Origin of the sequence: Acidithiobacillus sp., assembly GCF_049965315.1 — a bacterium.
Taxonomy (GTDB): domain Bacteria; phylum Pseudomonadota; class Gammaproteobacteria; order Acidithiobacillales; family Acidithiobacillaceae; genus Acidithiobacillus_B.
This window is the reverse complement of the sequence record NZ_JBMFWL010000008.1, coordinates 54,027-68,697: the sequence shown is the minus strand read 5'-3', so window position 1 is coordinate 68,697 and position 14,671 is coordinate 54,027. Positions and strand designations below refer to the sequence as shown.

Below are 14,671 nucleotides of genomic sequence, written 5' to 3'. Positions count from 1 at the left end.
CTGCAGCCCACCACGGAGAGCCTGCAAGGGCAATGGTTGGCCCCCCTGTGGCAAGCCATCTCCGTACCCGGCGATGATTTTCTGGCGGTCGCCAACGCGGCGCTGGAGGAGACATCCGCCGACTGGATCGCCCTCATGGACGCCGGCGACCAACTGGCCCCCGATGCCAGCTTCCGCATCGCCCAGGCCATCCGCAAGCACCCCCAATGGCAATTGATCTACACCGACGAGGATAACCTCACCTCAGACGGTCAACACCTCAACCCCCACTGCAAGCCCGATTTCAATCTCGATTATCTGCGCAGCCTGCCCTATACGGGCGGCCTGCTGGTCGTCCGCAAAGACCTGTTTACGGCCCTGGGCGGTTTTGATCCGGAGGCGGAAGGGGCGGAGGACTATGACCTGGTGCTGCGGGCCTGGGAACACCTGCAAGCCGCAGGGGTGGGCGACGCCGGCATCGGCCATGTTCCCGAGGTGCTTTACCATCGTCTGCAGGGCAGCAGCCATTGCCGCAAATCCATCCCGGAGATCCTGGCCGCTGGTCAGGCGGTCCTGGAACGGCATCTGCAGCGGCTGGGGATTGCCGCCGAAGTCTCTCCCGGCCCCTTTCCGCCCTCCTATCGCGTGCGCTATGCCCTCTCCGCCGCCCCGCTGGTGTCCATCATCATCCCCACCCGCGATCAACTGGGTTTTTTGCAGCGCTGCATCGAATCGGTCATCGAAAAGACCCGTTACCCCGCCTACGAGATCCTGGTGGTGGACAACGACAGCCAGGATCCGGAGGCCCGGCGCTACCTCGACCTCTTGGCGGAACAGGAAGAGAGCCTGGGGGGGCGCCTGCGGGTGCTGCGTTACCCCGGCGCCTTTAACTTTTCCGCCATGAACAACCAGGCCGTTGGGGCGGCGCGGGGTGAATATTGCCTGCTGCTCAATAACGACACCGCCGCCCTCCATGAAGACTGGCTGGACGAAATGATGAGCCACGCCCTGCGGCCCGGGGTGGGCATCGTTGGCGCAAAGCTCCTCTACCCCGACGGCAAGATCCAGCACGCCGGCGTGGTCCTCGGGATGAAAGGTCCTGCCGAGCACCCATTCATCGGGCGGCCGCCGGAGGACCGGGGCTATTTCGGCCGCGCCCAGCTCACCCAGGATTATTCCGCCGTGACTGCGGCCTGCCTGCTCGTGCGCAAAGAGGTTTTCCAGATGGTCGGGGGCCTGGATGAGGAACGGTTCCAGGTTTCCTACAATGACGTCGATCTCTGCCTCAAAGTGCGCGAGGCCGGGCACCGCATCGTCTGGACGCCCTGGGCCATGCTCCTTCACGAAGGCTCCGCCAGTCAGAAAGGGGAGGTGGAACAGCGTCCCAGTGCCCAGAAGCTGGCGCGCTTTGCGGCGGAAAAGACGGCCTTCTACGATCGCTGGCTGCCGCAGCTCGCCTTTGATCCGGCTTACAACCGGCATCTCAGCCTGGTCAGTACGGATTTCCTGCTGGAAGATCAGCCGCCGCTGAGCTGGGACCCGGCATGGCGGCCGCGGCCGCGGGTTCTGGTGCACTCCGCCGACCGGGAAGGCTGCGGCGAGTATCGCATCATTGCCCCCATGCGCGCCCTGCGCACGGCGGGTCTGGTGCAGGGCTGGGAGACCATGCGCATCTTCGAACCCGCCGAGATGGAGCGCTTCTCGCCCGACAGCATCGTCCTGCAGCGGCAGATGGAGTGGCCGCAGATCGAGGCCCTGGAGCGGCACCGGCGTTTCAGCAAGGCCTTTCGCGTCTTCGAGATTGACGACCTCATCACCAACCTCCCCACCAAGAGTGTGCATAAGGCCAGCATCCATAAGGATATCGCCAAGCGTTTTCGCAAGGCGGCGGGGCTGTGCAACCGCCTGGTGGTGGCTACGGAGCCCTTGGCCAAGGCCTATGCGGGATTCAGCGATGAGGTGCGGGTCGTCCCCAATTATCTGGAAAGGGCACGCTGGGACGGACTTGCGCCCCGGCGCCGTGGCGGGCCCAAGCCGCGGGTGGGCTGGGCGGGCGGGGTAGGGCATACCGGGGATCTGGAACTCGTGGCCGATGTGGTGCGGGAATTGGCCAAAGAGGTGGACTGGGTGTTCTTCGGCCTCTGCCCCGACGCCCTGCGCCCTTATGTGCAGGAGTTTTATCCGGGGGTGCCGCTGCCCCAATACCCGGCCAAGCTCGCCAGCCTGGACCTGGATCTGGCCATCGCGCCTCTGGAGGATAATGCCTTCAACGAGGCCAAGAGCCACCTGCGCCTGCTGGAATACGGGGTGCTGGGTTATCCCGTGGTCTGCTCGGATCTCACGCCCTATCAGGGGGATTTTCCCGTCTGGCGGGTGGCCAATCGCTATCGGGACTGGCTCAAGGCCATCCGCGAGGCGGTGTCCGACCGCGACGCCCTGGCCCGGCAGGGGGACCTGCTGCGGGAAAAGGTCCGCCAGCGCTGGCTGCTGGAGGATCATCTCGACGTCTGGCTGCAGGCGTGGCTCCCCCAGGGCCGGCAGTCATGCCCCCATCGGTAGGAGCGGCCCATGGCCGCGACTTGCGTCGGGGCCGCCCCTAGGGGATTTACCCTTGGCCAGGTTCGCTTCTTTCCTGCCCTAAAGTTTTTGGCAAATGTGCCGTTATAGAGAATGTGCGGGCAGCGTGACGCACATCCACGGCAAGGATGCCGAAAACGCCTAAGAAAGGAGCATGACCATGGCACTCTCAGGAATCATCAATACCAACGTCGCCGCGTTGAATACCATCAACGCCCTCAACAGCACCCAGGGCAGCCTCAACACCTATCTGCAGCAGCTCTCCACGGGCAAGCAGATCAACGGCCCCGCCGACAATCCCGCCGGCTACGCCATCGCCCAGCGCTTCCAGACCCAGATCAACGGCCTGAATCAGGCGGTGTCCAACGGCAATCAGGGCGTATCCCTGATACAGACGGCCACCGGCGCCATCCAGAACCAGACCAGTCTGCTCCAGCAGATCCGCACCACTGCTGTCCAGGCGGCCAACGCCTCCAACACCGCCCAGGATCGTCAGGCCTTGCAGGGTGTGGTCACCCAGTTGTTGGCCCAAGTGCAGACCATTGCCACCCAGACCCAGTTCAATGGCCAGAATCTTTTGGATGGTACTTTCGCCGGCGCGCAGTTCCAAGTGGGCGCCAACGCCAATCAGATCATTAATGTCTCGGTGGGCAATGCGAAGACCAACGCTATTGGTAACTATTCTACCAGCACGGCTGGTACAATCTATACGTCTAGCGGATCTTTTGTTCAAGGTGGATATGCACAGGGTGGAGCTTTCACCGTCAGCACATCGGGAATAGGTAATTTTACCGCTGGAGCCTTGGCTATTTCCGGTTCCATCGGCACTAGTTCCGTAAATGTCAATACGGCTACGGAATCGGCAGCCAATATAGCGGCTGCGGTCAACGCGGCATCGTCGCAAACGGGGGTGACGGCGCAGGGTTATACCAGCGTAGCGCTGGTCGCTACCACCGGTACTTATAGTTTTACCCTTAGCAACGGCAGCAGCGGCAGCCCTACCAATCAGGTCAACATTTCTGCAACGGTCACCCAGGGAAGCAATGGCCAGCCGGACTTGAGCTCGTTGGTTTCAGCGATCAACAACAACTCGGCGCAGACGGGCATTGCGGCCAATGTGCAAACGGTGAATGGTACCAATGAACTGGTATTGACCCAGAGCAATGGCAACAATATCGTTTTGGGGTCCAGTACTTCGGGACTTGCTTCTGGATCTACGGGGTCATTGTATGCCGTGGCCGCAAACACCACTACCCAGATTGGCGAAACGATTTCCAGTGGTACGGCCAATGTTTTGTTTCAGGGCGCTGTCCAGTTCCAATCCAGCCAGTCTTACGCTATCGGCAATGCGATCAACATTGGTTTCAGTAGTCAGGCGGCATCCTTATCTGGCTCCGCAGTATCGAACATCAACGTTAGTACGGCCCAAGGCGCGCAACAGGCCATCTCCATTCTCGACCAGGCCATCAACAACCTGAATCAGCAGAATGGCGCCCTGGGTGCCATCCAGAACCGGATCCAGGCGTCGGTCTCCAACGACCAGACGACGGCGACCAATCTGCAGTCGGCGCAGTCGGTGGTACAGGATGCCAACATCGCCCAGGCAACCTCGCAGTTGACCAAGTACCAGATCCTGCAACAGGCGGGTATCTCCACCCTGGCGCAGGCCAATGCCTTGCAGCAGAGCTATCTCAAGCTCATTCCGTAACGCAGGTCGGCAAATCCCCTCCCGCCAACAACGGGAGGGGCTCTATTCATAGGGGGCTGTCATGGATATTCATCATCTGGCATCGGCCATATCCTCATCCAGCAACAATGCCAATAGGGCTGCATCCACGCCAGCAGCACCGGCATCCGGCTCCATGGCATCGGCGTCATCAGGGGAAGCTAAGGCGGTATCGGCGGCAAATTTGCAGAAAGCCATCAGCACCCTGCAGGATCAGGTGGCGCAGAAATCCTCCATCGACCTGCAGGCCGGGCTCGACCCCAATGGGGGCCACCCCGGTCAGGTCCTGGTAAAATTATCGGACAAAGTCACCAAACAGGTATTTTTTCAATATTACGCACCACCCGATCAAGTAGTGAAAAGCGCCCAGGGCAGTGCGGGCGGCGCGACGCTCCCGCCGGGTAGCGTGGTGAGCAGCAAGGCCTGATTTTGAGCATCGGCGCCCGTGATGGGCGGAGGAGTCTTCCATGTCGGTATCCCTGTCGGGCCTGGTCAGCGGCATCAATGTCCAGCAGTTGATCAGCAACCTCAGTGCCGCCTATCAGCAACCCATTACCCTGCTGCAGAATCAGGGCCAGTCGGTGCAGACCACCCTGAGCGCCTGGGGGACCCTGCAGAGCAGCCTCTCCAGTCTGCAGTCCTCCCTGTCGGGCCTGCAGAATCTCGACAATACCAATAATCGCAGCGTGTCGGTGAGCAACACCTCGGCGGTCAACGCCACGGTCACGGCCAATGCCCCGGTGGGGAGCTACAGCCTCGGTAATATCGTTCTCGCCCAATCCCAAAGCGTTTATTCCCAGGATTTCAGCAGCGCGGTCAATACGGCCATCGGCACCGGGACCCTGCAGGTGCAGGTGGGAAGCGGGGCGGTGACCAATGTGAATATCAATTCCACCAACAACAGCCTCAACGGGATTGCCGCCGCCATCAACAATGCCAACGCCGGCGTCAATGCCGCCGTCGTCTATGATGGTACCGGCTACCGTCTGACCCTGACGGGGAACAATACCGGTTCGGGCAGCGCCTTTACCGTGGCGGTCAGCGGGGCTACGGGGAGCCTGGGCAGCCTCAGCTACAGCAGCGGGGCGTCGGGGGGCATGAGCCTGAGCCAGGCCGCCCAGAACGCCGCCGCCAGCATCAACGGACTGGCCATCAGCAGCAGTACCAACACCCTCTCGGGGGCCATCCCCGGAGTCAGCCTCAACCTCCTCCAGGCCAGCGGCTCGGCCACCATCCAGGTGACGGCGAGCAACTCCGCATTCGTCAGCGCGGTGCAGGGTTTTACCACCGCCTTCAACCAGACCATGACCACCATCAACCAGCTCACGGCCTGGAATCCCTCCACCCAGCAGGGCGGACCGCTCCTGGGAGACGCCTCGGTGCAAAACCTGCGCACCCAGTTGTTGAATCTCATTTCCGGGCAAGGGGTGGGGGTGGCGTCGGGCAGCGCCTATAACTCCTTGGGCAGTGTCGGCCTGGGGCTCACCAGCAGCGGCACCATCACCCTCAACACCGGCACCTTGAGCACCGCCCTCAACAGCAACTTCAGCACCGTGGCCGGGCTCTTTGGCCAGGTGGGCAGCACCACCAATGCCAATGTCCAGTATGTCAGCGCCAGCGGCACCACCCAGGCCGGCACCTATGCCATCAACGTGACCCAGACCGCCACCCAGGCCATGGTTCTGGCCAGCAGCGCCGTGCCCTCCGGGGGGATCGCCCAGAACGAGACCCTGAGCATCACTTCCGGCAGCAGCACGGTGGCGGTCAATCTCGCCTCGGGCAGCAGCATCAACGCCATTGTCGCCACCATCAACGACACCCTTGTCCAGGCCAGCGTCACCGGCCTGCAGGCCGTCAACAACAACGGCACCCTGGAGCTGCAGTCCACGGCCTATGGCAGCGTCCAGAGTTTCAGCGTGGTTTCCAACGTGGCGGCGGGGAGCGGCGGTACGGGCATTGGCACCAGCAGCCTGAGTGCCTCCGGGACGGACGTGGCCGGAACGGTGAACGGTCAGAGCAGCAGCGGATCCGGTCAAAACCTGACGGTGACCGGTCCGGGTTCAGCCCTGGGCCTGCAACTGCAGATCACCGGTCAGACGCCGGGCAATCTCGGTACGGTGACCGTCAGCCAGGGGCTCTATCAGCAGATGAGCAGCCTCCTCAGCCAGTCCCTCAACACCCAGAGCGGCTTTGTCGCCGCCGCTCAGAATGGCCTGAACCAGACCATCAGCGGCCTCAACGCCCAGATCGCCCAGTTGCAGCTTTCGGCCCAAAACCAGACCGCCCTGCTGACCCAGCAGTTTGCCGCCATGCAGAGTCAGCTCTCGCAGTTGCAGTCGGTGGGGCAATATATCAATGCCTTCTTCTCCACCGGTTCCCCTTCCACCAGCGGTTGATGCAGGAGCAAATTCCATGAGCGTAGCAGCAGCGGCCATGCAGGCCTACCGTCAGGTGGGCAGCCAGGGGGCATCTACGGATCGCCTCGTCCTCTTGGGGCTGGAAGGGATCCTGGAATACCTGCGCCGGGCGCGCACGGCCATCCTGGCGGGAGATCTCGGCACCAAGGCCCAGTCCATGGACAAGGCCTACCAGATCACCGCCCATCTCTTGGCCAGCCTGGATTACGAGCAGGGCGGCGAGATCGCCGTCAACCTCGACGGTCTGTATCGATTCTTGCTAAATCATCTGGCGCAGGCCAATATCTTCGATGATCTGCAGGCACTGGATGCCTGCCGGCCGGTGGTGGAGGATTTGCGCGACGCCTGGCAGGGTTTGCTCGACCGCGCCTGACGCGGCGTCTGGCGCAACGCCTCCCCGCCCATAGGGGGGAGGATGGACGACTTCGACGAAAACCCGGTGGTCTTGCGCGCCAATCTGCCGCTGCGCCCGGCGCCATGGCCCGAAGACGAATCGGCCATGGCGGCGGCGATGGCCGATAACTGGACGCTATTGCGCGCCCTGCTCCTGATGGATGACAAGGCAGCCGGTGGAGAGGAAGAGGGCAAGGAGGCCGTGGGGGGGCTGGAGACCAAGGTGGATCTGCTTCTTTTGCTGGTCAGCGCCGGACTCAAGGGCCTGGAGCCCGCTCCGCCCGTTTACCCCTGCGTGCTGGGCGGTCAATACATCCGTTGGCGCTGCGATGATCCCACCCTTTTCCCGGCCGTCGGCGAGCGCTGCTGTCTGGCGCTTTTCCTGCGTCCCCGCATTGCCATGCCCTTGATCCTCCCCGGCGTCATGCAGGCGGGTACCCCCGGCCAGGGGGGTGTCTGGTGCCAATTGCACTTTCGCCTGGATGTGCATGTGCAGGAAAGCCTGGATCGACTAATCTTTCGTCATCATCGCCGTGAAGTGGCGCGCAGCCGCCAGAGAAGCGATTCGGCCGGGTAGCGCCAGAGTTGTCCATGCGCAATCCCGCTGCCCTCCCCCTCGGGAAGAGGGCATCGGGGTGGGAAGAACAGTGACGGCGATGATCACGATGCGTGGCGCTTCCACCGCCATGGCCGTCAGTCCGGGCGATGAATAGGGATAATAAATGAAACGGTATGGGATCTGGCCAACGCCGCCGGAGGGTTGGCTTGGATAATGCGGCGGCCTTGGAACGCGCCGTCGGCGCTGAAGAGACGGAATCTTCTGCCCGCCATTGCTGCGCGCTGCAAGGCCGGAGCGCGGCCCTGGCCGCCGTGGCGCGCCTGGCGGAACGGGTGGCCGGGACGGACAGTACGGTGCTCATTCTCGGCGAGTCGGGTTCGGGCAAGGAGGTGGTGGCGCGTTGCGTGCATCGCCTGTCGCCCCGCAGGGAGGGGCCCTTTGTGGCCCTGAACTGCGGCGCCATCCCCGCCGAACTGATGGAAAGCGAGCTCTTCGGTCACGAAAAGGGCGCCTTCACCGGCGCGGTGGTCAGCCGCAAGGGGCGTTTCGAGCTGGCCCAGGGGGGTACGCTCTTCCTCGACGAGGTCGCCGAGATGAGCGCGCAGATGCAGGTCAAACTGCTGCGGATCCTGCAGGAACGCCGCTTTGAGCGCGTCGGCGGGAGCCAGACCATCCACGCCGATGTGCGGGTCGTGGCGGCGACCCATCGCGATCTGGAGCAGCGCATGGGCGATGGGCTGTTTCGGGAAGATCTCTATTATCGGCTCAATGTCTTTCCCATCGAGGTGCCGCCCCTGCGGGCCCGCTGCGAGGATGTCCCGCTGCTCGCCGAGCATTTCCTCGCCAGCCTCAGCGCCCAGGGGCGCGAACGGGTCTATTTGAACGACGAGATCCACCAGGCCCTCCAGACCTATCCCTGGCCGGGCAATGTGCGCGAGTTGCAAAATCTCATCGAACGCCTGACGATCCTCTATCCCGGACAGCAGGTGGGCGTCGCCGATCTGCCACCCCGCTATCGTCCCGCCGCGTCCGTGGCGGATGATCCGGACGATGAGCGGCGCAGCCTCGCGCAGGTCTGGGCCGAGCCCCCGGCGCTGTTGCCGGCGGGGCCCTTTGATCTCAAGCTCCATCTCGAAGACATCGAGCGGGCCTTGATCGCCCAGGCCATGGCCGAGAGCGATCAGGTGGTGGCGCGGGCCGCCCAGCGTCTCGGCTTGCGCCGCACCACGCTGGTGGAAAAGCTCAAGAAATATGCCGGTGATGGGCGCCGGGAGGGGTTGGGCGGGTGAAGGGCGGCGGGGTGCCGGATGCCGCGGCCCTGATGGAGGCCTTTTCCCTCTTCAACGAGGCTTCCCGGGAGTTGACGGGGGCCTATGCGGCCTTGCAGGAAGAGGTGGGGCGCCTCAATGCCGAGTTGGCGCAGGCCAATGCCCGCCTGACGGACGAGCTCGCCGCCAAGGAGCGCATGCGCCAGCGCTTGGCCATGGTCCTGGAAATGCTTCCCGGCGCCGTTCTGGTCCTGGAGGGGCAGGGTCGGATCATCGATATGAACCCCGAAGCCTTGCGTATCCTCGGCGCGGATTTGCGCGGGCAAAACTGGCGCCAGGTCTCCGCCGCCCATCTGGCGGGGGGCAAGGGCGAGTGGGTATTGCAGACCGCCAACGGGCTGGAACTGCGGCTGACGGTGGCCGTGAACGCGCTGCCGGGAGACAGTGGCCAGATCATCCTGCTCCAGGATGTGACGGCCGCCCATGCCCGGGAGGAGTCGGCGCAGCGTCGCGAGCGCCTGGCGGCCATGGGCGCCACCATGGCCGGCCTGGCCCATCAGTTGCGTACCCCGCTGGCGGCCGCCCTGCTCTCGGTATCGCAGTTGCGCTTTGGTGCCGAGGCGGAACGCTTTGCCCGGCAGCAGCGGCGCGCCATGGAGCGCTTGCAGCATCTGGATGCCACCATCGATGCCATGCTGCGTTTTTTGCGCGGCGCGGAACAGGAAGGGGGTTCGGTGACGCTGCAGGAAATTTTTGGTGAATTGCGTCAAGAATTTGATCCCTTATTTCGTCAAAAAAATGTCACTTTGAAGCTCCCGATCTGGGGAAACGGATTCATTTTGTCCGGCAGCCGGGCGGCCTGGGTCAGCGTGATCGCCAATCTGCTGCACAACGCCCTGCAATTCAGCCCCGAGGGCAGCACGGTAACGGTGGATTTGCGCGGGCCCGAGGATGACGTGATTGCCATCGTGGTTCGCGATCAAGGCCCGGGAATTGCTACGGCAGACCAGGAGCGCATCTTCACGCCCTTCTACACCACCCGGCGCGACGGTACGGGCCTGGGCCTGGCCATCGCCCGCGATTTTGTGGTGGCCATGGGAGGCAGCCTGGTTGTCGACGGGGAGCTTGCCCCAGGGGCGGGTCTGGTGTTGCGGGTACCCATCTGGAAAGCGCCCCATGCCCTGCCTAGCGGCGCCTTGGCAGAAGATGAAGATAAGGAGAGGAAATGACCGGTTACCATCCACGGCTGCTCTTGGTGGAAGACGACGAGCCCCTGGCCGGGGCCCTGCAGGATGCCCTGGAGGACAACGGCTATGGCGTGCGTTGGGCCCATGATGGCGGCGAGGCCCTGGCGATGCTGGCGGCGGCACCCTTCGACATGATCATCAGCGACGTGCAGATGGCGCCCATGGATGGTTACGCCCTGCTACGGGCCCTGGGAGCGCGCAGCGGCGTCCCGCCGGTCCTGATGATGACGGCCTGGGGCACGGTTGAGGAGGCGGTTATGGCCCTGCAGGGAGGGGCGGTGGACTATCTGGTCAAGCCCTTTTCGGCGGACCTCCTGCTGCAAAAAGTGGCACACTACGCGCAGCCGCGCCGTCAGGATGACGACGAACCGGTTGCGGAGTCTGCCGCCATGGTCACCACCCTGGACCTGGCGCGGCGCGTGGCCGCCACCACCGCCTCGGTGATGCTGACGGGAGAGAGCGGGGTAGGGAAGGAGGTCCTGGCGCGCTATATCCATCGATGCGGGCAACGGGCCCGGGGGCCCTTCGTGGCCGTGAATTGCGCCGCCATACCCGAGTCGCTCCTGGAGGCGACCCTCTTCGGCCATGAAAAAGGCGCCTTTACCGGTGCTACCCAGGCCAGCCCCGGCAAGTTCGAGCAGGCCCAAGGGGGTACGCTGCTCCTCGACGAGGTGACGGAGATGGCCGCCGGCCTCCAGGCCAAATTGCTGCGGGTCTTGCAGGAGCGGGAACTGGAGCGGGTGGGGGGGCGGCGCAGTATCCGCCTGGATTTGCGCGTCATCGCCACCAGCAACCGCGACTTGCAGGAGGCCGTGGGCAGCGGCCGCTTGCGCGAGGATCTTTTTTACCGCCTGAATGTCTTTCCCATTCATATTCCTCCCCTGCGCGAGCGCCGGGCCGATATCCCGGTGCTGGCCCAACGGTTTTTGCGCCGCCAGGGGCCCTTGTTGGGCATCAGCACTCTCCCCCGTCTGAGTCAGGCCGCCCAGGATGCCTTGCTGGCCTGGCGCTGGCCGGGTAACGTGCGGGAATTGGAGAATTGCCTGCAACGTGCCGTTATCATAGCCAATGGCGGCGAAATCACCGTGGCCCATCTGGGAATAGCGGCACCTTCCCCGGAGGCGGGACCGGGGACGGACGAGGGTGCGGTGAGCGCCTTGGAGGACGCCCGCTTGCAGAGCGAGCGCGGGCTCATCGCCCAGGCCCTGGCGCAAAGCTCCGGCTCCCGGACGCTGGCGGCGCAGCGCCTGGGGATCAGCCCGCGGACCTTGCGCCACAAGCTGCAGCGCTTTCGCGAGGCGGGGCTGGACCTGCTCTGAAAGGAGGCAGGCCTGATTTTTGCTTAATTCATGCATGGATATTTTGCGTAGGCGGGTATGGTCATGAATGTCGATGGACTGGATGCTTTACTGACACAGTTACGCGCCTTGGCCGATCAGGCCCAGGGGCAAACGGCCGCGCATGGCGCCACTGCTGCACCCAACGACTTTGCCGATACCCTCAAGAGCCTGGTGAACGGGGTGAATGACCGGCAGGAATCGGCCAACGTCTTGCAGCAGCAGTTTTCCACAGGCGACAAGTCGGTGAGCCTCAGCCAGGTGATGGTGGCCAGCCAGAAGGCCGACCTGTCCTTTCAGACCATGCTGCAGGTGCGCAACAAGCTGGTTTCGGCCTATCAGGACATCATGAACATTCAGGCCTGATGCCAAAGCGACGCATTTGTCCCGAATGCAGCTAGGGGGAGTGGGCGATAGTGGCAACGGAATCGGCAAAAACAGCGGCGCAGGGGGTAGCTACCGCTGCCGCCCGGATGCAGGCGCGTTGGCAGGAGCTCCCCGCCAATCGGCGCTTTGCGCTCTTGGCCGGGTTGGCGGCGCTGCTGGCCATCGTGGTGGCGGCCTTTCTCTGGGTCGGCAAGCCGGGTTACAAGGTCCTTTTCACCAACCTCTCGGAGCGGGATGGCGGTCTGGTCATCGCCCAGCTCCAAAAGCTCAATGTCCCCTATCGCATCACCGACGGCGGCGCGGTGATCGCGGTGCCGGGTGACGAGGTCTATAGCACGCGGATGAAGCTGGCCGCCGCTGGACTGCCCAAGGGTGCGGGGGTGGGTTTTGAACTCCTGGAGCACGAGCCCCTGGGCACCAGTCAGTTCGTCGAACAGGTAAACTACCAGCGCGCCCTGGAAGGTTCCCTGGAACGCACCATTCAATCCCTCTCGGCGGTGGAGAGCGCCAAGGTGCATGTGGCCATCCCCAAGCCCTCGGTATTCCTCAGCGAACAGGAAAAACCCACGGCCTCGGTGCTCCTCCAGCTCTATCCGGGGCGGGTGCTGAGCCCTGCCCAGGTGGCGGGCATCGTCCATCTGGTGGCGGCCAGCATCCCCGGCCTCGATGACAAAAGCGTGACGGTGGTGGACCAGCATGGCGATTTGCTCACCACGAACGCCAACGCCGAGAACAACGGCCTCCAGCCCACCCAGTTGGCCTATCAGCGGCAGATCGAGCACCAATATCAACGGCGTATCGAAGAAATCCTCGCCCCGCTGGTGGGGCACAACGGCGTGCGCGTGGCCGTCAGCGCCGACCTGGATTTTGCCAAGACGGAAAGCAGTTCGGTGCAGTATGGCAAGGGTCAGGTGCTCAGCCAGCAGACCCGCGGCAGCAGCGGGTCGGGCGGAGCGGGTCCCTATGGCGTGCCCGGCGCCCTGTCCAATCAACCGCCGGGAGTGGCGGTGGCGCCGCTGACCGCGCCCGTGGCCTCGGCCCTGTCCCCGGGTGATTTGATGGCCCTTGGCCCCACCCTGAAGATGCTGGCGCCCACCCAGAGCAGCAGCGATCAGACCACCAACTATGATCTGGACAAGACCATCACCCATACCGTACAGCCCGTTGGGGTGGTGAAACGCCTGTCGGTGGCGGTGCTGGTCAACGACCGGAGTGTAGAAGGGGCCAACGGCAAGGTCACCGTGCAGCCCTTGAGCGCCGCGCAACTGGCCCAGGTGCAGCAGTTGGTGGAAGACGCCATTGGCTATAGCCAGCAACGGGGTGATACCGTCAAGGTGGTCAATATGCCCTTCACCGCAGAGGCGGCCCCCGGTGCGGTGCCCTGGTGGAAGCAAGGCTGGTTCCTGACCCTCATGGACGGGGTCTTGCGCTACGGGGTGCTGCTGATCCTTGGCCTCCTCCTCTACTTCGGGGTGATCCGGCCCATGTTGCGGCGGCGCCGGGAACAGGCCCCTACTTTGGGAGCGGAAGGGGGGGCAAAGGCGGCCGGGGGAGGCGAGCACCCCGCCCCGCGAACGGAGCCCGCCATCGTCAGGGCCGCCGAGCATCATGAACCCATCGTGCTGCCGGGGAACCCCCTGGAAACCGATCTCTACGTGGCCCGGCAACTGGTGATGCAGGATGCGGCACGGGCGGCACAAGTGGTGAAGGAGTGGTTGGCCAATGACCGAGAGCGCGGAGCTTAACGGCCTGGAGCGCAGCGCCATCCTCCTCCTCAGCCTGGGGGAGGATGAGGCGGCGGAGCTCATGCGCCATCTGGGCCCCCGGGAGGTGCAGAAGCTCGGCGCCGCCATGGCGCGCCTGTCACGCATTTCCACCGACCAGGCGCAAACGGTCCTGCAGGATTTTCGCGCGCGCCTGGAACGGCAAACCTCCCTGGGCGTGGGCAGCGACCAATATATCCGCGGGATGCTCACCAAGGCCCTTGGCGCGGACAAGGCGGGCAACCTCATCGAGCGGATCCTCCATGGCGGCGAGGCCAGCGGCCTGGAGAACCTCAAATGGATGGATGGCCGCTCCATTGCCGATCTCATCAAGCTGGAGCATCCGCAGGTCCTGGCCATGATCCTCGCCTACATGGAGCCGGAGCAGGCCAGTGACGTCATCCATCACCTTCCCCCGCGGCAGGCGGGCGAGGCGATGCTGCGCCTGGCCAGCCTGGAGACGGTGCAGCCGGCGGCCATCCGCGAACTGAACGATATTCTGGAAGAACAACTCTCCGGGGAAGCGCAGAATCTCCAGGTGGCGACCCTTGGGGGCCCCAAGGCCGCCGCCGACATCCTGAACCGGCTGGAGGGCAGTTTCAGCGCGGACATCCTCGACAAGATCCGGGAAACCGACAGCGAACTGGCGGAGAAGGTGCAGGAGAAGATGTTCGTCTTTGACGACCTCATCAAGCTGGATGACCGCAGCATGCAGACCCTCCTGCGCGAGATCCCTTCGGAGAACCTGATCACCGCCCTGAAAGGGGCCAATCCGGGATTGCGCGACAAGTTTTTCAACAACATGTCCAAGCGCGCGGCGGAAATGCTGCGTGACGATCTGGAGGCGAAGGGACCGGTGCGGGTCAGCGAGGTGGAAGCGTCGCAAAAGGCGATCCTGCAGATCGCCTCCCGCCTCGACGCCGCCGGGCAGATCAGCTTGGGTGGCGGCTCCGGGGAGGCCATGATCTGATGGACCGGCACCGCCTCGACCAGATTACAGACGCAGCGTTATCACGGG

General features: G+C 63.9%; 12 protein-coding genes. All 12 read left to right on the top strand.

What is annotated here, in order from left to right; genetic code table 11:
• Positions 1-2,538, top strand: a 2,538-nt coding sequence (locus ACP5MM_RS03825) for a glycosyltransferase (RefSeq protein ID WP_427934145.1), incomplete at its 5' end; no start/stop codon positions are given.
• Between the two features lie 172 nt (positions 2,539-2,710).
• Positions 2,711-4,264 carry a flagellin gene (locus ACP5MM_RS03820; RefSeq protein WP_427934144.1) on the top strand — a complete coding sequence of 518 codons (1,554 nt, stop codon included), beginning with the start codon at positions 2,711-2,713 and terminating at the stop codon, positions 4,262-4,264.
• A 202-nt stretch (positions 4,265-4,466) separates the two neighbouring features.
• Positions 4,467-4,709 (top strand): hypothetical protein, encoded by a 243-nt coding sequence (locus tag ACP5MM_RS03815; RefSeq protein WP_427930937.1) that lies wholly within the window; start codon positions 4,467-4,469, stop codon positions 4,707-4,709.
• 40 nt (positions 4,710-4,749) lie between these two features.
• Positions 4,750-6,678, top strand: coding sequence for a flagellar filament capping protein FliD (gene fliD / locus ACP5MM_RS03810; protein ID WP_427930936.1), 1,929 nt, complete (start codon positions 4,750-4,752; stop codon positions 6,676-6,678).
• 16 nt (positions 6,679-6,694) lie between these two features.
• Entirely contained in the window at positions 6,695-7,072 is a 378-nt protein-coding gene (gene fliS / locus ACP5MM_RS03805) for a flagellar export chaperone FliS (protein WP_427930935.1), read from the top strand.
• A 42-nt stretch (positions 7,073-7,114) separates the two neighbouring features.
• On the top strand, positions 7,115-7,669 hold the full coding sequence (locus tag ACP5MM_RS03800) for a PilZ domain-containing protein (RefSeq protein ID WP_427934143.1): 555 nt from the start codon (positions 7,115-7,117) through the stop codon (positions 7,667-7,669).
• Positions 7,670-7,857: 188 nt separating this feature from the next.
• The gene (locus ACP5MM_RS03795) at positions 7,858-8,940 is read left to right on the top strand and encodes a sigma-54 interaction domain-containing protein (protein ID WP_427930933.1); all 1,083 of its coding nucleotides are present in this window, start codon (positions 7,858-7,860) and stop codon (positions 8,938-8,940) included.
• Positions 8,937-10,148: a sensor histidine kinase gene (locus tag ACP5MM_RS03790; protein ID WP_427934142.1), complete on the top strand. Its 1,212-nt coding sequence runs from the start codon at positions 8,937-8,939 to the stop codon at positions 10,146-10,148. Before ACP5MM_RS03795 ends, ACP5MM_RS03790 begins: the two co-directional genes overlap by 4 nt.
• Entirely contained in the window at positions 10,145-11,485 is a 1,341-nt protein-coding gene (locus tag ACP5MM_RS03785) for a sigma-54-dependent transcriptional regulator (protein WP_427934141.1), read from the top strand. Before ACP5MM_RS03790 ends, ACP5MM_RS03785 begins: the two co-directional genes overlap by 4 nt.
• Before the next feature lie 63 nt (positions 11,486-11,548).
• On the top strand, positions 11,549-11,869 hold the full coding sequence (fliE, locus tag ACP5MM_RS03780) for a flagellar hook-basal body complex protein FliE (protein WP_427930930.1): 321 nt from the start codon (positions 11,549-11,551) through the stop codon (positions 11,867-11,869).
• Positions 11,870-11,919: 50 nt separating this feature from the next.
• On the top strand, positions 11,920-13,635 hold the full coding sequence (gene fliF / locus ACP5MM_RS03775; protein WP_427934140.1) for a flagellar basal-body MS-ring/collar protein FliF: 1,716 nt from the start codon (positions 11,920-11,922) through the stop codon (positions 13,633-13,635).
• On the top strand, positions 13,613-14,623 hold the full coding sequence (fliG, locus tag ACP5MM_RS03770) for a flagellar motor switch protein FliG (protein ID WP_427930928.1): 1,011 nt from the start codon (positions 13,613-13,615) through the stop codon (positions 14,621-14,623). Before fliF ends, fliG begins: the two co-directional genes overlap by 23 nt.
• Positions 14,624-14,671: the final 48 nt, after the last annotated feature.

What these genes read in the sequence shown, in the direction of transcription:
- fliD (WP_427930936.1), top strand. Translation starts at nt 4,750, where the DNA reads ATGTCGGTATCCCTGTCGGGCCTGGTCAGCGGCATCAATGTCCAGCAG.
- fliE (WP_427930930.1), top strand. Translation starts at nt 11,549, where the DNA reads ATGAATGTCGATGGACTGGATGCTTTACTGACACAGTTACGCGCCTTG.
- ACP5MM_RS03785 (WP_427934141.1), top strand. Translation starts at nt 10,145, where the DNA reads ATGACCGGTTACCATCCACGGCTGCTCTTGGTGGAAGACGACGAGCCC.
- ACP5MM_RS03800 (WP_427934143.1), top strand. Translation starts at nt 7,115, where the DNA reads ATGGACGACTTCGACGAAAACCCGGTGGTCTTGCGCGCCAATCTGCCG.
- fliS (WP_427930935.1), top strand. Translation starts at nt 6,695, where the DNA reads ATGAGCGTAGCAGCAGCGGCCATGCAGGCCTACCGTCAGGTGGGCAGC.
- fliG (WP_427930928.1), top strand. Translation starts at nt 13,613, where the DNA reads ATGACCGAGAGCGCGGAGCTTAACGGCCTGGAGCGCAGCGCCATCCTC.
- ACP5MM_RS03820 (WP_427934144.1), top strand. Translation starts at nt 2,711, where the DNA reads ATGACCATGGCACTCTCAGGAATCATCAATACCAACGTCGCCGCGTTG.